Origin of the sequence: Phyllobacterium chamaecytisi (assembly GCF_020164455.1) — a bacterium.
Lineage (GTDB): Bacteria > Pseudomonadota > Alphaproteobacteria > Rhizobiales > Rhizobiaceae > Phyllobacterium > Phyllobacterium chamaecytisi.
Genome location: NZ_JAIQWW010000005.1, coordinates 98,324 through 122,774, shown reverse-complemented (window position 1 = coordinate 122,774; position 24,451 = coordinate 98,324). Strand labels below are relative to the sequence as shown.

23 protein-coding genes are annotated in these 24,451 nt (G+C 57.2%); 11 read left to right on the top strand and 12 right to left on the bottom strand.

All coding sequences use genetic code 11. The features are described 5' to 3' along the window. Window positions 1-3: 3 nt before the first annotated feature. A complete protein-coding gene (locus LB462_RS09680; RefSeq protein ID WP_224507353.1) occupies window positions 4-987 on the bottom strand; it encodes an NAD(P)H-dependent glycerol-3-phosphate dehydrogenase in 984 nt (327 codons plus the stop codon). After that, entirely contained in the window at window positions 984-2,063 is a 1,080-nt protein-coding gene (tsaD, locus tag LB462_RS09675; protein ID WP_224507351.1) for a tRNA (adenosine(37)-N6)-threonylcarbamoyltransferase complex transferase subunit TsaD, read from the bottom strand. The genes LB462_RS09680 and tsaD overlap by 4 nt, the downstream gene beginning before the upstream one ends. 94 nt (window positions 2,064-2,157) lie before the next feature. Between tsaD and hemC the strand changes: the two genes are divergently transcribed. The 6 genes from hemC to LB462_RS09645 all read left to right on the top strand — a co-directional run bounded on the left by hemC (window position 2,158) and on the right by LB462_RS09645 (window position 8,273). Further along, complete coding sequence (gene hemC / locus LB462_RS09670) at window positions 2,158-3,087, top strand: hydroxymethylbilane synthase (protein WP_224507349.1); 930 nt, start codon at window positions 2,158-2,160, stop codon at window positions 3,085-3,087. A gap of 2 nt (window positions 3,088-3,089) precedes the next feature. Beyond that, window positions 3,090-3,824, top strand: coding sequence for a uroporphyrinogen-III synthase (locus LB462_RS09665; protein WP_224507346.1), 735 nt, complete (start codon window positions 3,090-3,092; stop codon window positions 3,822-3,824). A gap of 110 nt (window positions 3,825-3,934) precedes the next feature. Further along, the gene (locus LB462_RS09660) at window positions 3,935-5,245 is read left to right on the top strand and encodes a COG4223 family protein (RefSeq protein ID WP_224507344.1); all 1,311 of its coding nucleotides are present in this window, start codon (window positions 3,935-3,937) and stop codon (window positions 5,243-5,245) included. Window positions 5,246-5,255: 10 nt separating this feature from the next. Beyond that, window positions 5,256-6,935, top strand: a complete 1,680-nt coding sequence (locus LB462_RS09655; RefSeq protein ID WP_224507343.1) for a heme biosynthesis protein HemY — start codon at window positions 5,256-5,258, stop codon at window positions 6,933-6,935. A 117-nt stretch (window positions 6,936-7,052) separates the two neighbouring features. After that, on the top strand, window positions 7,053-7,529 hold the full coding sequence (locus LB462_RS09650; protein WP_112525128.1) for a tellurite resistance TerB family protein: 477 nt from the start codon (window positions 7,053-7,055) through the stop codon (window positions 7,527-7,529). 9 nt (window positions 7,530-7,538) lie between these two features. Beyond that, a complete protein-coding gene (locus LB462_RS09645; RefSeq protein ID WP_224507341.1) occupies window positions 7,539-8,273 on the top strand; it encodes a glutamine amidotransferase in 735 nt (244 codons plus the stop codon). 4 nt (window positions 8,274-8,277) lie between these two features. Here the strand turns inward: LB462_RS09645 and LB462_RS09640 are convergent, their stop codons facing one another. Beyond that, complete coding sequence (locus tag LB462_RS09640; RefSeq protein WP_224507340.1) at window positions 8,278-9,519, bottom strand: MFS transporter; 1,242 nt, start codon at window positions 9,517-9,519, stop codon at window positions 8,278-8,280. 128 nt (window positions 9,520-9,647) lie between these two features. Continuing rightward, window positions 9,648-10,370, bottom strand: a complete 723-nt coding sequence (aqpZ, locus tag LB462_RS09635; protein WP_224507338.1) for an aquaporin Z — start codon at window positions 10,368-10,370, stop codon at window positions 9,648-9,650. Window positions 10,371-10,627: 257 nt separating this feature from the next. On the opposite strand from aqpZ, the gene LB462_RS09630 reads away from it, so the two are divergent. Continuing rightward, window positions 10,628-10,918 (top strand): YggT family protein, encoded by a 291-nt coding sequence (locus LB462_RS09630; RefSeq protein WP_112525134.1) that lies wholly within the window; start codon window positions 10,628-10,630, stop codon window positions 10,916-10,918. Continuing rightward, complete coding sequence (locus tag LB462_RS09625) at window positions 10,915-11,244, top strand: DUF167 family protein (RefSeq protein ID WP_224507336.1); 330 nt, start codon at window positions 10,915-10,917, stop codon at window positions 11,242-11,244. Before LB462_RS09630 ends, LB462_RS09625 begins: the two co-directional genes overlap by 4 nt. 4 nt (window positions 11,245-11,248) lie before the next feature. Here the strand turns inward: LB462_RS09625 and ppa are convergent, their stop codons facing one another. The 6 genes from ppa to LB462_RS09595 form a co-directional block, all read right to left on the bottom strand. After that, entirely contained in the window at window positions 11,249-11,785 is a 537-nt protein-coding gene (ppa, locus tag LB462_RS09620; RefSeq protein WP_112525138.1) for an inorganic diphosphatase, read from the bottom strand. A gap of 169 nt (window positions 11,786-11,954) precedes the next feature. Further along, on the bottom strand, window positions 11,955-12,461 hold the full coding sequence (locus tag LB462_RS09615; RefSeq protein WP_224507334.1) for a GNAT family N-acetyltransferase: 507 nt from the start codon (window positions 12,459-12,461) through the stop codon (window positions 11,955-11,957). A 121-nt stretch (window positions 12,462-12,582) separates the two neighbouring features. Then, on the bottom strand, window positions 12,583-14,412 hold the full coding sequence (typA, locus tag LB462_RS09610) for a translational GTPase TypA (RefSeq protein WP_224507332.1): 1,830 nt from the start codon (window positions 14,410-14,412) through the stop codon (window positions 12,583-12,585). 138 nt (window positions 14,413-14,550) lie between these two features. Then, a complete protein-coding gene (mgtE, locus tag LB462_RS09605) occupies window positions 14,551-15,936 on the bottom strand; it encodes a magnesium transporter (protein ID WP_224507331.1) in 1,386 nt (461 codons plus the stop codon). A gap of 403 nt (window positions 15,937-16,339) precedes the next feature. Continuing rightward, on the bottom strand, window positions 16,340-18,784 hold the full coding sequence (locus LB462_RS09600) for a GcvT family protein (protein ID WP_224507329.1): 2,445 nt from the start codon (window positions 18,782-18,784) through the stop codon (window positions 16,340-16,342). 252 nt (window positions 18,785-19,036) lie between these two features. Beyond that, complete coding sequence (locus tag LB462_RS09595) at window positions 19,037-19,939, bottom strand: phosphotransferase (protein ID WP_224507327.1); 903 nt, start codon at window positions 19,937-19,939, stop codon at window positions 19,037-19,039. A gap of 322 nt (window positions 19,940-20,261) precedes the next feature. Here LB462_RS09595 and LB462_RS09590 point away from each other — a divergent pair, with 322 nt between their 5' ends. Both LB462_RS09590 and LB462_RS31320 read left to right on the top strand, forming a co-directional pair. Continuing rightward, window positions 20,262-21,029 carry a DeoR/GlpR family DNA-binding transcription regulator gene (locus LB462_RS09590; protein WP_224507325.1) on the top strand — a complete coding sequence of 256 codons (768 nt, stop codon included), beginning with the start codon at window positions 20,262-20,264 and terminating at the stop codon, window positions 21,027-21,029. A gap of 59 nt (window positions 21,030-21,088) precedes the next feature. Then, complete coding sequence (locus tag LB462_RS31320) at window positions 21,089-21,655, top strand: methylated-DNA--[protein]-cysteine S-methyltransferase (protein ID WP_304610441.1); 567 nt, start codon at window positions 21,089-21,091, stop codon at window positions 21,653-21,655. A gap of 46 nt (window positions 21,656-21,701) precedes the next feature. Here LB462_RS31320 and LB462_RS09580 read toward each other — a convergent pair whose 3' ends face one another. Continuing rightward, on the bottom strand, window positions 21,702-23,081 hold the full coding sequence (locus tag LB462_RS09580; protein ID WP_224507323.1) for an aminotransferase-like domain-containing protein: 1,380 nt from the start codon (window positions 23,079-23,081) through the stop codon (window positions 21,702-21,704). A 197-nt stretch (window positions 23,082-23,278) separates the two neighbouring features. Between LB462_RS09580 and LB462_RS09575 the strand changes: the two genes are divergently transcribed. Then, window positions 23,279-23,671 (top strand): DUF983 domain-containing protein, encoded by a 393-nt coding sequence (locus LB462_RS09575; protein WP_224507321.1) that lies wholly within the window; start codon window positions 23,279-23,281, stop codon window positions 23,669-23,671. Window positions 23,672-23,695: 24 nt separating this feature from the next. Here the strand turns inward: LB462_RS09575 and LB462_RS09570 are convergent, their stop codons facing one another. Further along, window positions 23,696-24,436, bottom strand: a complete 741-nt coding sequence (locus LB462_RS09570) for an SDR family oxidoreductase (RefSeq protein ID WP_370637109.1) — start codon at window positions 24,434-24,436, stop codon at window positions 23,696-23,698. Window positions 24,437-24,451 lie beyond the last annotated feature (15 nt).

Here is a 24,451-nt window from a genome sequence, read left to right as displayed (position 1 = left end):
GGTTTAACTCTCGTTCTTTAGCGGCCGCGCCAGTAGCGCCTCCATGGCCTCGTCGATGGTGATGTGGCGGTCGAGTATTTGCGCTACAGTCGCAATGATCGGCGCTTCGATATTGTTGCGGGCAGCAAGTTCGGCAGCGATGGCAGCCGTGGCCACGCCTTCAGCCAACGGTCGGCCAGTCAAGTCTTCCCCACGCCCGAGCGCAAGCCCGTATGAATAATTACGCGATTGCGGCGTAGAGCAAGTAAGCATGAGATCACCAAGTCCCGAAAGACCCATGATCGTCTCCGGCCTTGCGCCCATAGCCTCGCCGATCCGCCGCAATTCGACAAACCCGCGGGTGACAAGCGCCGCTTGGGCACTGGCGCCAAAACCGCGGCCTATCGCGGCTCCTGCGGCAATGGCGAGCACATTCTTGAGTGAGCCGCCGATTTCCACACCGATCAAATCATCGGTCGAATAACAGCGGAAAGTTGGTCCGGACAGCATAAGGGCAATGCGGTCGGCAAGCGCCTGACTACGAGCCGCGACTGTTACGGCGGTCGGCAATCCCCTCGCCACATCGGTTGCAAAACTTGGCCCCGAAAGGGCCCCAAGGGTCTGGTCAGGCATAATCCCGGCGACCAGTTCGGACATCAGCTCGCCACTGTGGCGCTCTATGCCCTTGGCGCAAATCACCAACGGTGTGGTGATTGGAATGAGGTCTTTCAATTCCTGTATGGCATTGGAAAGCGCTTGCGCCGGAATGACGCAAAGAATCAAGTCAACTCCGGCCAGAACTTCCCGAGCGTCGGTACTTGCCGTGAGTGCCGGATGTAGGTCTATTCCGGGCAAATAAGTCTCGTTACGATGATCTTTGTTGATGGAATCGACGGTTGTGGTGCTGCGTGCGTACAATCGGACTGCATTGTCGTTGCGGGCGGCCATGGTACCAAGCGCTGTACCCCAGGCGCCTCCTCCAATTACGGCAATTGAAGGTTTGCTCATGCCTTGGCTCCACGGCGGCCTGCGCCGATCAAGGGCGTTGAATGCATGTCCAGTGGCCAGCGCGAGCGCGGGGCTATATCGAGCGAATCGGCAGGTGTGAGACCAGCCCGTTCGGCACCCGCCCACGCAATCATTGCGGCATTGTCCGTGCAAAGGGCCATGGGTGGTGCGATGAAGCGGAAGCCATTGTCCGAGCATAGACGCTGCAGACCGTCGCGCAGAACCTTGTTTGCGGCAACACCACCGGCAACAACCAATGCCGGCTTCTTGACGTCCGGGAAACTCGCGCGGAACCGTTGCAGCGAGCGCGAAACCCGGTCGTCGAGTGTGTCGGCGACGGCGGTTTGAAAAGCGGCGCAAATGTCATTGACGTCGATTTGCGATAACGGTTCCAACGCTGTCGCCAGTTGCCGCACCGCCGTTTTTAAACCTGAAAAGGAGAAGTCCAGTCTCTCCTCGCCTTTCAGCGGACGCGGTAGGGTGAATCGGCTGGGATCGCCGAGCAGAGCTGCCTTCTCCACTTCAGGCCCTCCCGGATAGGGCAGGCCGAGTAGTTTGGCGGTCTTGTCGAATGCTTCGCCGAGGGCATCGTCTATGGTCGTGCCCAACCGCTCATAATCGCCAAGACCTTTGACCAGAACCATCTGCGTGTGGCCGCCGGAGACGAGCAGCAGCAGATAAGGAAAATCAATGCGATCGGTCAGGCGCGGGGTCAGTGCATGGCCCTCGAGATGATTGATGGCGTAAAAAGGCTTCTGACTGGCCATCGCTATCGCCTTTCCGGTCATCAAACCGACAATCAAACCGCCGATCAAGCCCGGACCGGCGGTGGCAGCCACAGCATCGACATCGTCCAGAGTTATCTGCGCTTCGTGCAATGCCTGGCCAATCAACCGATCGAGTACTTCGACATGGGCGCGCGCAGCAATTTCCGGCACCACGCCGCCATAGGGCGCGTGTTCGTCGATCTGGCTCAGGACGACGTTCGAAAGGATGCGCCCGTGGCCTAGGTCGTCGCGCTCGACTACCGCCGCCGCCGTTTCGTCACAGCTTGTCTCAATACCTAGTACCCGCATCGGTAAACCTGATATCCTTCGCCGCATTGTCGACCTGCCAAAAGGTCGTTAGTAGAACGCTCAACTCGAATTCGCGTAACACGGACAGCCGCCAATGCAAACAAAAACGCTTAAGATTGGTACACGTGGGAGTGCACTGGCGCTCGCACAAGCCCATGAGACGCGTGACCTTCTGATAAAGGCCCACGGACTTCGCGATGAAGACATCGAAATCGTGGCCATTTCCACCAGTGGTGACCGGATACAGGATCGACCCTTGGCCGAAGTTGGCGGAAAAGGCTTGTTCACGCTCGAAATCGAGGAACAGCTTGCCGACGGGCGCCTCGATCTCGCCGTGCACTCATCAAAGGATATGCCAACCGTTCTGCCACAAGGGCTGCATCTGTCGGTCTTCCTCGAACGCGAAGATCCTCGTGACGCCTTTATTGGCCGCGAGGTAAAGTCCTTCATGGATCTGCCGAAAGGGGCGGTAGTCGGCTCCGCATCGTTGCGGCGGCGGGCGCTGATACATCGTGCACGCCCCGATCTCAAGGTCATCAATTTTCGCGGGAACGTCGAGACGCGGCTGCGCAAGCTTGCTGACGGCGAGGTGGATGCAACATTCCTTGCTTATGCCGGTTTGAAACGTCTCGGCCTTGGTCATGTTGCAACCGAGCTTATGGATGCAAAAGCTTTTCCACCAGCCCCTGGACAAGGCGCAATCACGGTAGAGAGCCGCATTGGTGATAATCGCGTCGATGCGCTATTAGCGCCGCTCAACCACTTGCCGACCTCAACGGCGCTGGCATGCGAACGTGCGTTCCTCGGTTCGCTCGATGGTTCCTGCCGTACGCCAATCGCCGGTCTGGCGACCGTATCGGGAAGGAGGCTTCAATTCCATGGCATGATTCTCTTGCCAGATGGCAGCGAGGTACATGAGGTCACAGGTGAAGGTGCATTCTCCGACGCTGTCGAAATCGGCCAGGACGCGGCGCTACGGGTGCGTAAACTCGCCGGACCACACTTCTTCACGGATTGGTTCTGACGATGAAAACCGTTTTGGTCACACGGCCTCGGCCGGGCGCGACCAAAACTGCCGAACGTTTGCTTGGAAATGGCTTCCTGCCTTTGGTTTTGCCCCTGACCAAGATTGTTCAGCTTCCGGTAAAAACGCCCAATGGCAAATTCGACGCGATTGCGGTGACGAGTGCAAATGCATTGCGGCAGGCACCGGACAAGGTGTTACAACCGTTCCTTTCATTGCCCTGTTTCGTTGTAGGAGAAGCGACCGCAGCTGCAGCGCGCGCCCGCGGGTTTGAAACGGTGACAGCGGGAGACAGGGATGGTGCGTCGCTTGCTCAAACCATAGGTGAGGAGTTATGTACCGGCGCCCGCGTTCTTTATGTGACAGGGCGCGTTCGCGCGCCGGATTTTGAGCATGCTCTCCGTACATTAGGTATGCATTTTAAGCCAGTGATGACCTACGATACTGTTTTAGTCAGTTATACGACTGAGTTTCTGTTAGAATTTTTCGGCAAGGGTAAGATCGATCATTGCCTCCTGTATTCTCGTTGGGGCGCTGAAGAGTTCTTGCGTCTGACAAGCCAGATGGAAATCGCCCATCATTTTGATAACACATCGATTTTCTGCCTCTCCCCTCGTGTTGCGAACGCTCTGTCTGGAGTGAACAAGGCTTCAATCCATGTGGCAAACAGGCCGGATGAGGATGCTCTCTTCGACCTGCTGCAGCAGGCACAGGATTCTCCCCGCTTACCGCAATGAATACGTGTGGTTTCGCAACCGCAACTTCCTTGCTAACTTCGGGTCACGAGAAGTCTGAGAGCGAGATTCAATATGATCGAATCTCGCTCTAAGTTCAGGAAAGTCTGCCCATGGCCAAATCATCCGTTCCGCGTCATTCGAAGTCTGCTCGCAAACCTGTGACAATCGAACTGGCGCCATTGGCGGTCAACAAGCCTGCGTCCAGCGCAGGTGGCGTACCGCAGCCCGAACCGGTCGGCTTCGACCCAACCGCTAACGCGAAGGCAAATGTGGCGGAAAAGTCAAAGGAAACGCCGGGCGTTGAGCCGCGCGGAGATGCGCCACCGAGTTCTGGCTTTTCGGAGACCGGGCAGTCATTTGGGCGAACCAATTCCTCCGCTCAATCGACCGCTTCGCGACCAATGGTGTCGTCCTCCGGATCAAAGCCAAATGACCCATTGGGCCGCTTTGTAGCAGGAATCATTGGCGGTATTGTAGCTCTTGTCGGCGCTGCGGCCCTGCAATGGGCAGGTGTCCTGCCATCGCCAAAGGCGGATACTTCAGCGCTCGAGCAGCAGATGGCTGAATTACGAAATGCGCGATCAGCGGCTCAGACGCTGGATGAAGGTGCGCAGGTGGCGCTTAACGGCGCGGTAGAGAACGCCAAACAGGCTGCAAGCCAGGTCTCTGGTCTTTCCGCGGAGCTTGTCGCAATCAAGCAAAGTATTGCGGATATCCAGAAGAATGCGGGCTCTGGCGCAGTCGTCGATACCAGTGGCATTGACACGCGCCTCGCTGCTCTGGAAACCCAGCTGAACAGCAGTCAGCAACAGGCGGAGCAGGCTGGCGGAGTCGCCGCGGGGGCTACTGAGCGGTTGAATGCTCTGGAGGCGAAAGTCAACGACCCCTCGGCACAGGCCAATATGGCACTTGCCATGGCGGCAACGGGCATGAAAGCCGCTATCGATCGCGGCGAACCGTTCGCGGCCGAACTGGATACTTACGTCGCGGTTGCGCCAGCAGCGGGAGAGGTCGAGAGCCTCCGCGAGTTTGCTGCGAAAGGCATTCCGACGCTCAACGTGCTGGTCAGCGAATTCGCGGACGTCGCTCCCAAAATCATTGCAAGCGCTCATACAGTCGATCCCAATGCCGGGGTGGTCGATCGCTTGTGGGCAAGCGCGAGCAGCTTGGTGCAGGCGCGTCCGGTCGGGATGGTGGAGGGCGAGGGCGTCGATGCAATTACGGCACGGATCGAAGCGCATTTGAATGCAGGCGACCTTGGCGCCGCCATTGCCGAATGGGAGAAGCTGCCGGAGAATGCCAAGGCTGTTTCCATGGATTTCGCCAATGCGATGAAGGCCCGGCAAAAGGCCGGGGACGTCGTGTCGAAGGCCTTGTCCGATGCCTTGACCGGCATCAAGTCCCCAGCAGCGGCTAATTAGGAGCAAGATCATGATTCGTATTCTGTTCTTCCTTCTTGTCGTTCTGTTGCTCGGTGTCGGTTTCGCGTGGCTTGCAGATCGGCCCGGCGATCTCGTCGTTACGCTTGCCGGCATGCAGTACAAGGTCACGCTGATGGTGGCAGCTTCTGCGATCGTCGCGATCGTCGCCGCAGTCATGCTGACTTGGTGGATTGTCAAAAGCCTCGTTACGTCGCCTTACGCGCTGCGCCGTCATTTCCGTGCGCGCAAACGCGATCGGGGCTACCAGTCGCTGTCGACCGGACTGATCGCCGCAGGTGCTGGTGATGGCGAGACCGCACGCAGAATGATCAAACAGGCAGAAAAGCTGCTGAACGTTGATCAGGAGCCGCTGATCAAACTGCTTGATGCCCAGTCCGCCATGCTCGAAGGGCGCGCCGAGGACGCGCGGGCCAAATTCGAAGCCATGCTCGAAGATCCAGAAACGAAGCTCCTCGGGTTGCGGGGGCTTTACCTTGAAGCGCAGCGCCTTGGCGCACGCGATGCTTCAAGGCACTACGCCGAAGAAGCCGCTTTGCTGGCCCCTAATGTCGAATGGGCCGCATCGGCGGCTCTTGGCCAGAAAACCACCCGTGGCGACTGGGACGGAGCGCTGCTGCTGCTCGAAAAGCAGAAAGCGACCAAGCAGGTTGACAAGGAGAAGGCTAAGCGTGAGCGCGCGGTGCTCTTGACAGCGAAGGCAATCGAAACCTTCGAAAGTGACCCGGCAGGCGCCAAATCGACCGCCATAGAGGCCAACAAAATGGCACCTGATCTCATACCAGCTGCGATCATCGCCGCAAAAACGTTGTTCAGCCAAGGCGACTTGCGCAAAGGATCGAAAGTTTTGGAATATAGCTGGAAGAAGCAACCTCATCCGGAAGTTGCTGAAACCTATGTGCACGCGCGGCTTGGCGATTCGGTGTTGGATCGCCTCAAGCGCGCCCGTCATCTGGCGTCGCTCTATCCGCATCACCCTGAGTCGAGCCTGGCCATCGCCCAGGCCGCGCTGGCTGCAGGCGAATTAAAGGAGGCGAGGGAGGCGGCGGAAGCTGTGCTCCGCAGTGCGCCACGCGAGAGTGCATATCTTCTGCTTGCCGATATCGAAGAAGCGCAAACCGGCGATCAAGGCCGCGTCCGGCAGTGGCTGTCGCGAGCTGTCAAGGCGCCGCGGGATCCCGCCTGGACAGCCGATGGCTACGTTTCGGAACGCTGGGCGCCGGCATCTCCGGTGACTGGCAGGCTCGACGCCTTCGAATGGAAGGTTCCTGTTGAACAGCTTGGTTCGGTCATCGATTCCGGCGATGATTTCGACAGGGCGTTGGCAACAGAACCCGCGCGACCTCGCGAAGAAGTGAAGCCGCTCATACCGGCCAGGCCGGTCGTTCTGGAAGCAGAAAAGCCGGCTTCCAAGGAAGATCGTGGCGATGCGGATGTCGTGGATGCTGAAATCGTGCAACTTGAACCACCGGAAAAGCCTACGGAACGGCCGGTCTCAAAGCCCACAGAAACGGTCAATCCGAAGAGAATAGCTTCCGTTTTGCCTGCATTTCCGGAAAAGTCACTGAAATCCAAGGAAAAGGATGAGGAATTCGTTTTTCCTGTGCCGGATGACCCAGGCGTGCGGCCTGAAGATGGAGCGGAGCGAAACAAGAAGTTCAGGCTTTTCTAATCATCGAAACGTGATGGCTGCGGCCGTCTTTGCGGCAAGATGTACAGTGGTTTAGGCGTATGAACAGCGATATGGGTGGATGAGTACCATCTTAATAGACGCGAAAGATCTCCCTTTATGCTCGATAGTCTTGTGACGTTTTTCAAATCCTTGCCGTCGGGTGACAACAGCAAGGAGCATTTTTCAAAAAAAGATCCGCGTCTTGCGGCAGCCGCCTTGCTGTTCCATGTGATGGATGCAGACGGTGACCGCGGCAAGGTGGAACGCAAACGCGTTTCACAGCTGATTTCCGAGGCCTATGGCCTGAAGGGAGAGGCGCTGAAGCGATTGCTTGACGAAGGTGAACAGGCGGATCAGGAAGCAGTCGACCTATACAGTTTCACCAGCATCATCAAGCGCAATCTTGACGAAGAGGCGCGCATCAGATTCATTGAGCTGATGTGGGATGTCGTTTTTGCCGATGGTAGCGCGCATGAGCTGGAAGATAATGTCGTCTGGCGTGTCGCGGAACTGATCGGCGTATCGACACGCGACCGGGTGACCATGAAACGACAGGCGGCGGTTCGCGCAAAACAGACGGTGCAAGAGGAATAGGCCGAGCGAATGTACCAAACTGGATGGATGGAAAGCGGACAGTCGCATCGTCCCAAGATCCTGACGGTGCTGCACCAGGAGCGTTCCAGTCCCGGCCGGGTCGGCCATTTGCTGCTTGAAGCCGGGTTTGCTCTCGACATTCGCCGGCCGCCGCTTGGAGATACATTGCCCGAAACGCTGGAAGACCATGCAGGAGCCGTCATTTTTGGCGGCCCGATGAGCGCCAATGATTCGGAAGACTTTGTACGCGCAGAAACGGAGTGGTTGTCCATACCACTCGCAGAAGACAAGCCCTTTCTCGGCATTTGCCTCGGTGCGCAGATGCTTGCCAACCATTTGGGCGGTCGTGTCGGCCCTCATCCGGATGGCCTCGTCGAAATCGGCTGGTATCCGCTCGAACCGACGGAAGCCGGTCGCGCTCTGATGGACTGGCCGTCGATGGTTTATCATTTCCATCGCGAAGGTTTTGAATTGCCGCAGACTGCAACCTTACTGGCGACGGGCAGCTCCTACCCCAATCAGGCGTTCCGGTATGGCAAGAATGCCTGGGGCGTCCAGTTCCATGCGGAACTGACACGGGCCATGATGCATCGTTGGGTTGTACGTGGCGCGGAACGGTTTACCCTCTGCGGCGCGCAGCAGGGCCGCGACCATCTGGACGGCCGGATGATCTATGATGCAGTGCTCAGGGCCTGGTTGCACCGCTTCCTAGCAACAATTTTTGGCATTCCGGTAACAGCGTGAGTTTTCAAGTCCTGCCCTGCAAATTCCGTGCTTTGCGCAATTGCGGGAACCAATAGGCCCAAAGGCCGGCAACGGCCACTGTTCCAAGGCCACCGAAGACAACGGCGGGCACGGTACCGATCAGCGAAGCCATGACACCAGCACGGAATTCGCCCAGTTCATTGGATGCGCCGACAAAAACCATGTTGACGGCATTGACCCTGCCTCGTACATGATCCGGTGTCCACAATTGCAACAGTGTCTCGCGGATATAGACGCTGATCATGTCCGCAGCACCCATCAAAGCAAGTACCACGATCGACAACCAGGCAATGTCGGAAATGCCGAACATGACCGTAAGCAATCCGAAGAGCGCGACAAAGGCAAACATGATCATTCCAGCATGATCGCGAATGGGATGCCCGGTCAACCAGACCGCCGTCACAATGGCACCGATACCGGGTGCAGCCCTCAGCATGCCAAGGCCCCACGGGCCAAGTTGCAAGATATCGCGCGCATAAACCGGCAGAAGCGCCACGGCTCCACCGAGCAGCACAGCAAACAGATCGAGCGAAATCGCGCCAAGAACAACCTTTTCCTTCCAGATGTAGTGGAAGCCGGCCAGCAGAGTTTGAAGCGATCTTGTTTCGTGCAGGGTATGCTGGGCAGGTTTGGCAATGGAAAACGTGCTCAGGGTTGCGACGACAAGCATTACACTGGCGACGCCGTAGGCTGCGACAGGAGAAAGACCATAGAGCAGACCCCCGGCGACCGGTCCGACGATCGTTGCAATTTGCCATGCCGAGGAGTTCCAGGACACAGCGTTGGAAAACGTTTCCGCCGGCACAAGATTAACGACCAGCGATGAGGAAGCTGGTCCGAGGAATGCTCTGCCAACACCAAATCCCGCGAGGATGATGAACACCAATGCCGGCGTAAACAGGTGGGTTATCGTCAATAGCAGCAACAGAGCCGCGCAGATTACCTCGACGCACAACGAAAGCCCCATGATCAACCGTCGCCCAAAGCGGTCGGAAGCTGCACCGGTAATGAGCACGAGCAGCAGCGATGGCGCGAATTGCACAAGCCCAACGATGCCCAGATAAAAGGGGTCGCGGGTCAAATCATAGATCTGCCAGCCGACGGAGACGCTGATAATCTGGATGGCAAATGAGCCAAAGAAGCGTGCCAGCCAATAGCGGGTAAAGGACGAATGGCGAAACGCGGCATAACGATCATGCGCTGCATTCGTTTCGGAGATGGTCATTTCGCTGAAAGGCTCCGGAATCGGGAGCTTTCTTCTAGACCAGTTTAGGGAGAATGAGGATAAGGAAAATCAGAAACATTATGCGAAAGGGAAAGCAAATGAGCCGGCCCGAACCGGCCCATTTTGGTTCAAGCCGCGTTTACAGCTGCAGCAACAGAAGCGTCTGAATCTTTGCTGAGCAAGGATTTCCAGATGATTGCGCCGAGTACCGCGCCAATGAGCGGGGCGACCCAGAACAGCCAGAGCTGGCCAAGCGCGGCGGTTTCTGCGAAAAGGGCGACGCCGGTGGAACGAGCCGGATTGACGGAGGTATTTGTCACCGGAATCGAAACTAGATGGATCAGCGTCAGGCCGAGACCAATGGGGATTGGTGCAAACCCAGCAGGAACGGAAGCCGAGGTCGCACCAAGAATGATCATGATGAAGAAGGCAGTGAACACGATTTCTGTGACAAGTGCGGCGACCAAGCCATACTTGCCGGGTGAAAGGTCACCATAACCGTTGGAAGCGAAGCCGCCCGCGGTGAAGTCGGCCTTGCCGGATGCAATCAGATAAAGGACGGCAGCTGCAACAATCGCACCAACAACCTGTGCGATCCAGTAGGGAATGAGATCCTTGAAGTCGAAGCGTCCCGCAACGGCGAGGCCGAGCGAAACAGCGGGATTGAAATGGCCGCCGGAAATTCCGCCGACCGCATAGGCCATGGTTAGAACCGTAAGACCAAACGCAAAGGCAACACCAAGCAAACCAATACCGACATCGGGAAATGCAGCGGCAATAACGGCACTGCCGCAACCGCCAAGGACAAGCCAGAATGTGCCGAAGAACTCGGCCGACAGTTTATTGAGCATGGAAACCCCCTTGGATGAAAAGCGGGCCGGGATAGCCCGAATCACGACGCAAATTTATTCCGGTTTTTTAAATTCAACAATATCGGTCAAGATCAAGTCCCTGTAATACCTTAGGCGCATTCGACGCCTGGAATAGTCAGGCCATGAATACTGTCACAATTAACTGGAAGGAGCTGTCCTGCGTCTTCCGGCGGTCGCAACCTCTTGCTCGCGGGCCAGCCAATCGCTACATGTCGTGGAAATCTTAGGAGACCTGTATGCTCGCCCTTATCCGCACCATCGATCTGGCTCTCGACATTTACACCTGGATTCTCATTGCCAGTGCGATCTTCTCATGGCTCTATGCCTTCAACGTCATCAATTCGAGCAATCGCTTCGTTGCCTCGATAGGAGATTTTCTCTATCGCGTCACCGAGCCTGCGCTGCGACCCATTCGCCGCTTTCTTCCTGACCTCGGCGGCATCGATATTTCCCCGATCGTACTTTTGTTGATCATATTCTTCATTCGCCAGTTTCTCTGGACCACGATCGCACCGATTCTGGTTTGACCAGAAAGCCAGCGCATTTCCGCACGGAGCGTAACGGCGTCACTCTCTTTGTGCGGCTGACGCCGAAATCGGCAAGGGACGCGATTGAAGGTGTGGAAGAGACTGATGACGGGCGCTTCCACCTGAAAGCACGGGTGCGCGCGGTTCCTGAAGACGGAAAGGCCAATGCAGCGCTGGTAAACTTGCTGGCAAAGCGGTTGGGTCTTGCAGCGCGAGATATAACGATCGCTACAGGAGCAACGTCGCGGCTGAAGCAGGTAAGAATTTCGGGCGATCCTGACGAACTGGCTTTGAAGCTTGCCGTTCTCGAACCGCCCAAATATTGATCGATCAGGCCTTCTTGGCGTTGTGGCGTTCGATTGCTTCGGTGATGAGCTGGCGGGCGGCATCTTCATCGCCCCAATCTCCTATCTTCACCCATTTGCCGGGCTCCAGATCCTTGTAGTGCTCGAAGAAATGCTGGATCTGTTTGAGCGTGATGTCGGGAAGATCGGTGTAATTATGCACCTTCTCGTACCGTAGCGTCAGGTGAGGTGAAGGAACAGCGATGATCTTTTCGTCCTGTCCCTTATTGTCTTCCATGACGAGGACACCGATTGGACGGACATTGATCACACTCGTAGGCATCAGCGCGCGTGTGTTGCAGATCAATACATCGATGGGGTCGCCATCATCCGACAACGTATGCGGCACGAAACCGTAATTGCCTGGATAGGTCATGGGCGTGTGCAGGAAGCGATCGACGAATAACGCGCCCGAATCCTTATCGAGCTCGTATTTGATCGGTTGACCGCCGACCGGGACCTCGATGATAACGTTTACATCTTCAGGGGGATTGTTGCCGACGGCAATGGCATCGATGCGCATATTTTCAGAGTCCTTATGAGTATGGAAGTCCTGTACTGATTTTTATACCGCGGCGCAACAATGCCGTCGCCCTTACGTAAGGAAAACGATTGATAGGCTTATTGAACGCGAATGGCAAAACACAACTCTGCATTTGAGCTGCGAAGCAAGAATCTGGTCTAAACCAGGATCAATTCCAGACAAAAGCAACCTTCTTGAGGGTCTTGCCATCGAAACACTCGACACCCTCGGCGACATCGCGGCCACCGGCGCTCTGGTAGAATGAAATCGCAAGGTCGTTGTCCTCGAGCGCCCAGATCACCATACCCTTCAGGCCTTGATCGCCGAGACTGCGGCGAGCGGCGCCCAGGAGGCGAGTACCCAGGCCGAAGCCCTGATATTCCGGCCTGACGTAGAGTTCGTAAATTTCACCCCGTTGCTGCAACTGGCGGGCGCGGTTTGGCCCAAGCGTCGCGTAACCGGCAACGATGCCGCCAACATCGGCCACGAGGATCTGTGTCGAGCGCTGGATTGCCTTTGCCCACCAATTGGCGCCGCGCCGCTCCAACATGTTGTTCAGCGCGCGGTGGGGTATGATACCTGCATAGGCGCCCTGCCAGGCAGCCAGATGAATGGCTGAAATCGCCACCGCATCGGCCATATGCGCCCGTCTTATCTCGATCACATGGGTGTTCATGGTCCCTTAACCATAGACCCGCAACCCGCGAGTTCGCAACATCCAAAAAAGCGTTTTGGGTGTGCACGAAAACAAAAAAGCGGCGAAGATCGCCGCTTTTTTTCACGAATGACAATTAAACTCAGGCAGCGCCTGCAGTCTTGCTGCTCTTTTCGAAACGTTTGCGTTCGTTTGGATCGAGGTAAAGCTTGCGCAGACGAATTGATTTCGGAGTTACTTCCATGAGCTCGTCGTCCTGAATCCAGGCAAGAGCACGTTCTAGTGTCATCCGGATCGGCGGGGTCAACTTGACAGCTTCATCCTTGCCTGCAGCACGAATGTTGGTCAGCTTTTTACCTTTGAGGATGTTCACTTCAAGATCGTTGTCGCGCGAATGGATGCCGATGATCATGCCGGCATAGACCTTTATGCCAGCCTCGATAATCATTGCGCCGCGATCTTCAAGGTTCCACATGGCGAAAGCTACGGACTCTCCCTGATCGTTGGAGATCAGAACGCCATTGGTACGGCCGGCGATTTCACCCTTGAAAGGCTCGTAGGCACGGAAAAGGCGATTCATGATCGCGGTGCCGCGCGTATCGGTCAAAAGCTCCGACTGGTAGCCGATGAGTCCGCGTGTCGGCGCATAGAATACCATGCGAACGCGATTACCACCGGATGGACGAAGCTCGACCATTTCAGCCTTACGTTCGGACATCTTCTGGACAACGGTGCCGGAATATTCCTCATCGACGTCAATCAGCACTTCTTCGATGGGCTCGAGCAAAGTGCCGGAGTCGTCTCTTTTCAAAACGACGCGAGGGCGCGATATGCTAAGTTCAAAACCCTCACGGCGCATGTTTTCAATGAGAACCGCGAGTTGCAATTCGCCGCGACCCGAAACGAAGAATGAATCCTTGTCGTCGGATTCCTCGACCTTCAGCGCAACATTGCCTTCAGCTTCCTTCATCAGGCGGTCGCGAATGACGCGGCTCGTAACCTTGTCGCCTTCGGTGCCGGCAAGCGGGCTATCGTTGACGATAAAGGACATGGTAACTGTTGGCGGATCGATCGGCTGTGCGTGCAGCGCTTCGGTTACTTCGAGCGCGCAGAATGTATCAGCGACGGTGCCTTTCTGCAGGCCTGCGATAGCGACGATGTCACCGGCGTGTGCTTCTTCGATCGGCTGGCGTTCAAGACCGCGGAACGCCAGGATCTTCGAGATGCGCCCCGTCTCAAGCTGGGCGCCATCGCCATGCAAGACTTTGACTTGCTGGTTTGACTTGACGGTACCAGAATGAATACGGCCGGTGATGATGCGGCCAAGAAATGGATCGGCTTCAAGGATGGTGCCGATCATCTTGAATGGACCTTCACCGACAGTGGGCGCAGGGACGTGATCGAGAACCATGTCAAACAGCGCTGCCAGACCCTGATCCTTCGGACCTTCCGGGCTCGTCGCCATCCAGCCGTTACGGCCGGAGCCGTAAAGAATTGGAAAATCAAGCTGTTCGTCCGTAGCATCAAGAGCGGCGAAGAGGTCGAAAACTTCGTTCACGACTTCTTCGTGGCGGGCGTCGGGACGATCGATCTTGTTGATCGCTACGATTGGACGAAGGCCAACTTTCAAAGCCTTGCCAACGACGAACTTCGTCTGCGGCATGGGGCCTTCGGCAGCATCGACGAGAACGATAGCGCCGTCCACCATGCTGAGGATACGTTCGACTTCGCCGCCGAAATCAGCGTGGCCTGGGGTATCGACAATATTGATACGTGTATCTTTCCAGATAACTGAGGTCGCCTTGGCAAGGATGGTGATCCCGCGCTCGCGCTCTATGTCATTGGAATCCATCATCCTTTCGCCGACCCGCTGATTGTCGCGGAAATTGCCCGACTGTTTCAAAAGTTCGTCAACGAGCGTGGTTTTGCCATGGTCAACGTGTGCGATGATCGCGATGTTGCGCAGTTTCATAAGGTTCTCTTTTGGAGGATTGTGGACGCCATCTGAGCTGCGCCGCTTTACATTTGCGCGCTCCATACATGTTTTTTCGCAAATGCGAAAGGGGGCAAAGCGTTTTGGCCTGCATGGCTGCCATGCAGGCCAAAAGTTTTAAAGCAATGTTCCCGACAGGATTATCAGGGCGATACTGAAGTAAATCACCAATCCGGTAACATCGACGAGCGTTGCCACGAACGGCGCCGAGGCGCTCGCAGGATCGAAGCCGAGTTTCTGCATGGCGAATGGCAGCATCGACCCGGCCAGCGAGCCGAACGTCACGATTCCGATCAACGCTGTGCCGACGGTTGCAGCGACAAGCGGCCAGTGCGGACCATAATCATAGAGACCCAACATTTGCCACGTTGCAATCCGAACCACCCCGATCAGCCCGAGGAACGAGCCGAGCACGAGGCCCGTCGGAATTTCGCGCAATGCGACCCGCCACCAATCCTTCAACCGCAATTCCTGCAACGCCAGAGCGCGGATCAGCAAAGACGTGGCTTGAGAGCCGGAATTGCCGCCGGAACTCATGATAAGCGGGATAAAAAGGGTCAAAACGACTGCTTTCTCCAATTCCCCTTCAAAATGCTGCATGGCGCTGGCGGTCAGCATTTCGCTCAAGAACAGCACGCCGAGCCAACCGGCGCGTTTGCGCAGCATCTGAACGAAACCGATTTGCATGTAGGGCTTGTTCAGAGCCTCCATGCCGCCGAACTTCAGCGTATCCTCGGTCATCTCCTGGGTCATGGCGTCGATCACGTCATCGACGGTGACAATACCGATGATCTGATCGCCGTCATTTACCACCGGGACGGCAAGGAGATCATGCTTGCGAAAGAGCCGTGCCACGTCTTCCTGATCAGTCAGCGGGGCAACGGTCACGGGGGCGACGTCGCGGCCAACACTCATGATAGAAGCGTCCGGTTCGCTGGTGATCAGGCGGCGCAGGGTTACGACCCGCAACAGATTTTTTGTTGCCGGATCAGTGACATAGATGGCATAGATGGTCTCCCTGGACCGCTCCACTTCGCGAATATGCTGTAGCGTTTGCGCGACGGTCCAGTTGGAGGGCACGCTGACGAATTCGGTCGTCATCAGGCTACCCGCCGTATGCGGCGGATAGCGCAGAAGCTTGCGCAATGCGGCCGTCGTTTCGGGCCCGAGGCCGACAACAAGTCGGGCCCGGGTCTCCGTATCGAACTCATGAAAGATGTCGGTGACACGGTCGATCGACATTGCGTCGAGAAGTTGTCGTGCCGTCTCGGCCGACAATCCCTTTATGATACCCGCCGCGTCATGCAACTCCGGCTGATCCAGGATCAGGACGGCGTGCTCGTGCGGCATGTCGGCAAGAATCTCAATAGATTCAGATAGTTCGAGCTCATTGAGAAGCTCGATCGCATCCGCAGCATGCATGGATGCAAGCTGTTCTGCGAGGGTCAGCACGGGTGCCAGCTCGGCATTGTCCGCACCTGTGGGAAAGCGAAGATCGTTCATTTTAGCTCGCCTTTCTGTCGATCCGCCGTCACAGGGGATCGAGGCGAGCTGATCTCAGATCAGGCCACGATCGCCGTTGACGGCGCAAACAATCGACTACTACTGTCGTCGCTGGGCATGAGAGATTTAACTCCGGTTGAAGATATACAGACTTGTGGACACAGGTCCGCACGATGTGCATTTGGTCCTGTCGAAGGCCAAAGTCAAGTCTTTTGATTTGCTGCAAAAAACACAACTTCGTGCAACTAATTTTCGCGCTCCGATTGATAAACATGCGCCGGAATCGACGATTGTTGTGTGGGTTTTGCCGATTCTTGTGCGAGATTCGGCTTATCCTGCGCCAAAAGCGCAGGGGTATCGCGATCTTGGGTTCAAAGTCTTACGATGAAGGGCCTCATTCCGGTTACAGCTCCTTCACCCGCGCATTTTCCGGATCATACAGTGGCTCCAGATGGACTTGGGCGGCGTAGCGTTCATTGGCGACGATGAGCTCATATTTTCCATCGGTGAGGAATGCATCGCTGATACCATCGGCGTTGCGCACATAGCCGAGACCGATCGGACTATCGACCGTATAGCCATAGCCGCCGCTGGTAAGATAGCCGACCGGCTCGCCATTGCGCAGGATGGTCTCGCGGCCGAGCAATACGACGTCCTTATCCACGACTGTGAACGTTGCGAGGCGTTTTTTGAGCGGAGCGGCATGGATGGCCTCGCTCGCCTGCCGTCCGACGAATTCGGTGTCCTTGCGCAGTTTCACCGCCCAGCCGAGCCCAGCCTCGAAAGGTGAGTCATTCGGGGTGATGTCGGAACCCCAGGCGCGGTAGCCCTTCTCCAGACGCAGGGATTCGAGTGCCCGATAGCCGACCGGCCTGATGCCGAATTCTTTGCCGGCTAGCATCAGAGCATCAAAGACCTCGCCGGTCGCAGCAATCGGCACATGCAACTCCCAGCCGAGTTCGCCGACATAGGTGATGCGCAGGGCGCGAACGGTTGTTCCTGCGATCTCGATCTCGCGAACATGGCCAAAAGGGAAGGTGTTGTTGCTGACGTCGGCGTTGGTGACCCCGGCTAGCACGTCGCGGGCCTTCGGCCCCATCAGCGAAAGGGTGCCGAAGTTCTCGGTTACGTCGGTGAGTTTCGCATCGAGGTCTTTGCCGATGTGATCCCGGATCCAGGCGAAGTCATGGGTGCGAAAGCCGGTGCCGGTGACAATGTAGAAGCGGTCGTCGGATAGCCGCGCAACGGTCAGGTCGCACTCGATGCCTCCGCGCGTATTCAGGAGCTGCGTATAGGTCAGGCGGCCTGATGGTTTTGACACATCATTGGCGCAGATGGCGTCGAGCGCCGTTGCGGCGTCCCTGCCAGTCAGTTCGAACTTGGCGAAGGAAGACTGGTCGAAGATGCCGACCTTGTCGCGCACGTGCCGGTGTTCTTCCCCAACCGCATTGAACCAGTTCTGGCGGCCCATGGAATAGACGTCTTCTGCAGGCGTCCCTTCTGGTGCAAACCAGTTCGGTCGCTCCCAGCCGAGCTTGGAACCGAAGACGGCGCGATGCTGCTGCAAGCGCTCATAGAGCGGCGAGACGATGGCGGGGCGCCCGGACACATACTCCTCGTGCGGAAAGCCGACCGTGTAGTGCTTGCCATAGGCTTCCAGCGTGCGGTCGCGGACCCAGTCGCGATTGCGGTGGAGATTGGAGAAGCGCCTGATGTCGACGGTCCAGAGGTCGAGCGGTGCTTCGCCATCGATGGCCCATTGTGCCAGCACCCAGCCCGCGCCACCGCCGGAGGCGATGCCAAACGCGTTGAAGCCAGCCCCGACGAACATGTTGGAACATTCCGGCGCGACGCCGAGGATGAAATTGCCGTCGGGCGTAAAGCTCTCCGGGCCGTTGATCATCTGCTTGACGCCAACGGTTTCAAGCGCGGGGATACGTTCGATCGCAGCGAGCATATGCTGCTCGAAATGATCAAAATCATCATCGAACAGGCGGAACTGCCAATCATTGGGGACGTCGCCAGTCATCCAGCTCTGTGGATTGGGCTCGTAGCCGCCCATGACCAGGCCGCCGACTTCTTCCTTGAAATAGGTCCGCCGGTCCGGATCGCGGATCGTCGGCGCATTGGATGAAAGCCCGTCGATCTTTTCGGTAATGATGTACTGATGCTTCACCGGCTGCAGCGGCACATTGATGCCCGCCATCTCACCCACCTGCCGCGCCCATTGGCCGGCGCAATTGACGACTTTTTCGCAGGCAATGTCGCCCTGATCGGTCTTGACCTTGACGATCCGGTCGCCATTCATCTCGAAGCCGGTGACGCGTACGTTCTCGATCAGTTTTGCGCCATGCATGCGGGCGCCGCGCGCCAGTGATTGGGTGATGTCAGAAGGGCTGGCCTGCCCGTCGGTTGGCAACCAGCTCGCGCCAACGAGATCATCGACACGCATCAGCGGGAACATGGCTTTGACCTCCTGCGGGGAGAGGAGGTGCATTTCCATGCCGAAACTTCCCGCAGTGGTTGCGAGGCGGCGGAACTCGGTCCAGCGGTCCTGATTGGTGGCCAGGCGCAGACAGCCGGTCATTTTCCAGCCCGTCGCAAGGCCCGTTTCCTCATCGAGACGTTTGTAGAGATCGACGGAATATTTGAGCACGCGGGTAATCGAGGCGGAGGAACGCAGTTGACCGACCAGCCCCGCCGCGTGCCATGTCGAGCCAGAGGTCAATTGCCCCATTTCCAGCAATACCACGTCGGCCTTGTGATCCTTGGCCAGATGATAGGCCGTCGAGCAGCCGATAATCCCGCCGCCAATGACGACGATCTGGGCATGGGAGGGCAGGGTCATAATAATATAGTCTCTCTATGAAAGGCAGTTTTTCCTGACGCTTGTTGGCAGAAGGCACCGCCTCCTATCCTCCCCCTTGTGGGGAGGGAGGCTGCGCAGCAGCAGGGGGGGGCTTTTTGATCCGAGCCTGTGCGTGCCGCGAATAAGGTTTTGATAGTCAAGAAAGAACCCCTCCCCGTCGCTTTGCTCCGTCCCTCCCCACAAGGGGGAGGGTAGGAGGCGGTGCCCTCTGCACGAGCGGATAAACTTGCCCTATTTTCCATAGCTTGACCTATATTGATCGAGCGCCTGATCAAGCTTCAATAAATTCTCGGTTGTATAGGCGACGTAATCGATACCGGGCGCGTCGAGGTAGAGCTCGGAAACCATGCTCCACATGGCTTCGCGTAGCAGTGAGGCGCATTGCATGGCGGCATGGGCGCGCTTGAGTTCGCGGTCGGGTGCGCCTTGAAAATAGGCGGCAAGCAAGGCCTCGGATTCGTCTTCGCTTAATCCCGCATTGGAGGCAAGGCCCGCAAGATCGAACATCGAAGTCGAAAAACCCGCATACTCGAAATCGATCAGCCAGAGGCGATTGCCATCATCGAGTATGTTGGCAGGCAAGAGATCGTTGTGGCTGAAGATGATTGGCAACGGCCGTTGCACCGCCTCCATTTCCGAGGCGATGGCGAGATAGGCAGCAAGGCGCGGTACCATGCGGCTGTTGCCCGCCTGCAGCGTGCGGGCATAGTCACGGATGACATGGAAGACCCAGAACATGAAACCCGGTCCGAGGATATGTTCGGGCATCGTCGTGTGGAATTGCCGGATCATCTGCGCCACGCGTGAAATATTGGCGCGAACATCGCTTGCGGAGTAGGTGTGCGCTCCGAGGAACGCGGTAACCATGACGCCGTCGCCCGCGTGGAACAGTTCGGGGGCAAAACCGGCGCGATGGGCCGCCTCGGCGGTCATCGCCTCGCGGTCGCGAAACACATGATGAAATGGATAGTCCTTGCCGAAGCGAACGACATATTTGCGACTGTTATCCTCGACGACATAGCTCTCGTTGCTAATGCCGCCCTTCAAAAGAGCAATATGAATATCGCCCTGCCAGAGTGGCAGAGCGGCAATGCGTTCTTTGACTGCGGAAGAGATTGCAGAAGTTGCTGTCATCGGCTGACAAATACGTGGTTCGACAGACTCACCATGACGGAGTTGGTCTGCTGAAGGAGGGTTGTGGGCTCTCCAAGAACAGGAATCCGTCTGTGGCAAAGACTTCTGTTTCGCACCCCCATAACTGCTTTTTGATTATTTGCAGGGATACTACCCCTCATGATGAGCCTGTCGAACCACGTATTTATCTAATAATGTGACTTTCCACCTTTATTTCACCTATGTCAACACGTTTTTGTGGTGATTTGTGGCTTTGATGACAAATTTGTGGGAATCGTGTGGTAATCTTGCGGATAATTTACTCTTGGCTAGGGTTTCGGGCATGAATTCCAAACGACACGGCGAAATAAAACGGCTGCTGCAGGACGAGGGAACCATTTCAATCGCCGATCTGGCGCAAAAACTTGGCGTATCCCTGGAAACGATCCGGCGCGACGTAAAGCCCATGACCGATGAGGGTATAATCGTCAAAATCCATGGTGCCATTGGGCTGCCGCAGCATCTGGGTGAGGCGCCTTTCGAGATACGCATGCGCGAAAACGCTCCAGCCAAGCGCGTGATTGCCCAATGGGTGGCGCGGACTATCCAGGACGGCGAATCCATCATGCTGGACACTGGTACGACCACGAGTTTTCTCGCCCGCGAGTTGCTACAGCACCGGAACCTGACGGTCGTAACCAATTCATCCGATATTGCCCGAACGTTGGCGACCGTGAATGGCAACAGGGTTTTCATGGCGGGCGGTGAGTTGCGCCGGGATAGCGGAGCGGCCTTCGGCGTCTCGGCCATCGAGTATGTCAACCGTTTCAGTGTCGCCCATTCTGTTATTTCCGTTGGTGCGATGGATGCGATTGGCGGCCTTACCGACTACGACCTGGAAGAGGCGGAATTTGCCCGTACGGTATTGTCGCGCGGTACACGTTCGATCGCCATCACAGACGCGGCGAAATTCGGCAAACGCGGCCTGGTTCAGGTCTGTGGTTTTGGCGGGTTCGGTGAACTGGTGACCGACCATGAACCGCCGGCCGACATCATGCAGGCGCTGCATGCGGCGGGTACGGTTGTTACTATTGCCGGCAGGAACGCATGAATCGGGTGGGCGTCGCACGCTGAGATGCTAGAATCACGCGCGAACCGGAGATTGATGTGATGAAGACCTTGGTACGAAAGTCCATTCAGACGCCTCTTGGACCCATGATTGCGATGGCGGGCGACGACGGGTTGTCATTGCTGGAGTTTCACGATCGGCCAGCCTTGCCGGTGGAGGTCGAGGAGCTCGAAAAACGCTATGGCTATTCCATCGAACCTGGCCGCAACGCCGTGCTTGAGCAGATCGAGGCCGAGCTCGCCGATTATTTTGCCGGCAAGCTCACCGGGTTCGAAACACCGCTCGTGCTGCCGGGGATGGCATTTCAGCGGCAGATATGGTCGACCCTCCATGCTATCCCTTATGGGGAAACACGCACATATGGCGGCATAGCCCGGGATCTCGGCAAGCCGGGTTCGAGCCGTGCCGTGGGTGCAGCCAATGGGCAAAACAGGGTTGCAATCGTCGTACCGTGCCACCGCGTCATTGGCGCGGATGGCTCGCTGACCGGTTATGGCGGCGGGCAGCGGCGCAAGCGCTTCCTGCTCGACCTCGAACACCGGATATTCGCCGGCATGGCCAGGCAACCAGTGTTCCATCCGATTACGGCCCAGGGAAGCTTTCTCTAGAGCAAGCTTTGTATATTAAGAGCTGTTCTGCTGGAGGGAATTTGCTCTAGACAATCAAACCTGTCGAGAACTGCGGTTCATGCAGCAGCCGGTCCAGCATTAGCAATCCCTGTTCGAGGCGCGGACGATCCGGTGCGGCGCCAAGTGAAACGCGAACGGCCTCGTCCGGCGAAGTTCCAACGCCGAAGGCGGGCGCGGCCACGATGCCAAGACCGGAACGGCGGGCAAGTGCGGCGAACTCGGCGGCTTTCCAATGTTCGGGAAGAGTGAGCCAAAGATGATGGCCTGCCGGTCCGGCGGCGTATTTCCAATCCTTGAGAATGACCGCAGCAAGTGATTGCCGCGCGCGGCTCTCTTCCCGTACGGCAGATGCGATCTGCTGCAGGGTGCCGTTTTCGATCCAGCTTGTCGTGAGGGCGGCCAACAACGGCGACGCGCCGGGATTGCTGGCGCGCAGGGAAGATGTGAGCTTCAACACATCCAGCGCTGAGGGACAGGCCACAAAGGCGACACGCAGGGCGGGCGTTGCACATTTCGACAATGTTGCGATGTGCCAGGTAATCTCCGGCGCCAGGGACGCGAGAGCCGGCAGCGGCTCGTCCAGAAGTTCCGTATAGGGATCGTCCTCGATAATTGCGACCCTGTATCGGCGAGCGATTTCGACGATCTCGTGCCGGCGTTTCAGCGGCATGGTGGCCGTGGTCGGATTGTCGATGGAGGGAACGATGTAAAGCGCCTTGGGGGCATGGTCCCGGCAACGTTGTTCGAACGACTGAGGCAATATGCCGAATTCATCCATGGCAAGCGCATGAAGCGCGATACCGAGGGTTGCGGCGACGGATTTGAGCCCCGGATAGGTGTGGGCGCCAGCGCAAATGGCGCCATTGGCGGCTACGAGGCTGCAAATGGCGAAGAGCGCACTTTGTGCACCGCCAGCAACCAGAATATTGTCGGGCGAGGGCGCATGGCCAAAACGCGGCATCAGCCATTGCGCGGCGGCATGCCGTGCGGCTTCGATGCCGGTAATCTCCTGATAGGAAAGAAACCGGCTGGAGGGTCCGGCCAGCAATGCGCTGATGCCTTCGGCGATCCGGTCGGGCAAACGGGCCGCGGCTGGTTGCGGCGGTATGTTCATGCTGAGGTCGAGTTCGGCTGCCGGAGGTGCCACTCTCGGGGCAACCGCCTGCTGTTTCACGAATGTACCCGCGCCAGTTCTGGCCTCGATCAGATCGAGACGACGCGCCTCGTTCAGCGCGCGCGTAACTGTGGTAAGATCGACGCCAAGCTGGCGCGCGATCTCCCGTTGCGGCGGCAGCGCATCGCCTGAAGTCAGCAGGCGAGCGGCGATATCGGCATTCAAGGCATCGACGATGCCTTGATGCTTGTATCTCGACGTGGCAGCGATGCGAGGCTTCCAGAGGGCCATGGTTCGACTCTTTGTATGGGCATTTATCCATACAATTATAGACCGAACGGGATTTTGGCAAGTCAAATTGCCGCTATATGGCAAATATTTCTTTCATTTACTCCCTACAAGGAGTATGTGTCCGGTAGTAAATTACCAATTGTATGGATGTCGATGTCGAAGGCCATACAGATACAATAGGGTCGAAAGGCAAGACCATGGCTCACATTGTTCATTATCATCCTACTGAAAACCCGATGAAAACCGGGATCCTGGGGCGCTGCCCGCGATGCCAGCAGGGGCATCTGTTCGATGGCTTTCTCAAACTGGCGCCGTCCTGCGAGGTTTGCGAGCTGGACTATTCCTTCGCCGATCCTGCGGACGGCCCGGCGTTTTTCGCCATGACGATCGTTGCGGTGCCCGCCCTGGTCTTCGCACTGTGGCTGCAGACGACGTATGAAGTGCCGATCTGGGTGCATCTCATCACGACACTGCCGTTGACGTTGTTTGGTAGCCTGGTGCTTCTGCGACCGCTGAAGGGCTGGCTGGTCTGCTCGCAATATTTCCACAAGGCGGAAGAAGGCAAGCTCGTGCGCAAGGGCGATATCTGAGGGACTGCCCTTGCGCTATGCAGATCAGGCGTTGGCGCCGCCGTCGATGGTGAGCGATGCGCCGGTGATGAAACGCCCTTCGTCTCCGGCCAGGAACGCTACGAGACCGGCGATATCGCTCGCCTCTCCAAATTTTGGAATCGCCATACGGGCGCGCTGACCATCAGCGTGGTCGCCATTGGCGGGATTCATGTCCGTATCGGTCGAGCCGGGATGGACGATGTTGGCCGTGATTTCCCTTGGGCCAAGATCACGTGCCAGCGCCTTGGTCAGTCCTATGAGGGCGGCCTTGCTGGTTGAATAGGCAATGAGGCCGGGGAACGGCACGATCTCGGCAAGATTGCTGCCGATGTTGATGATACGCCCGCCCGCGCCCATCAGCGCGGCGGCTGCCTTTGCCGCGACGAAGCTCGCGCGGACATGGATGGACATGACGCGGTCGAACTCCTCAAGCGTCAGTGCATCGACGGTATCCATCGAGTAGACGCCGGCGTTGTTGACGAGAATATCCAGCCTGCCAAATTTGGCGTGGGTCTCGTTGACTGCGGCCTCGATGGCGGCTGCATCGAGATTGTCCGCCTTAATGGCGATGGCGCGACGGCCCAGCTTCTGGATTGCCTTGACGGTCTCCTCAGCCTTCGAAGCGGCGCTCGTATAGGTAATGGCGATATCAGCGCCATCCTCGGCCAATTTCAGTGCAATTGCGGCACCCATGCCGCGGCTTCCGCCGGTGATGAAAGCGACTTTATTTTTGAGGCGTGACATCATGTTTTCCTTTTT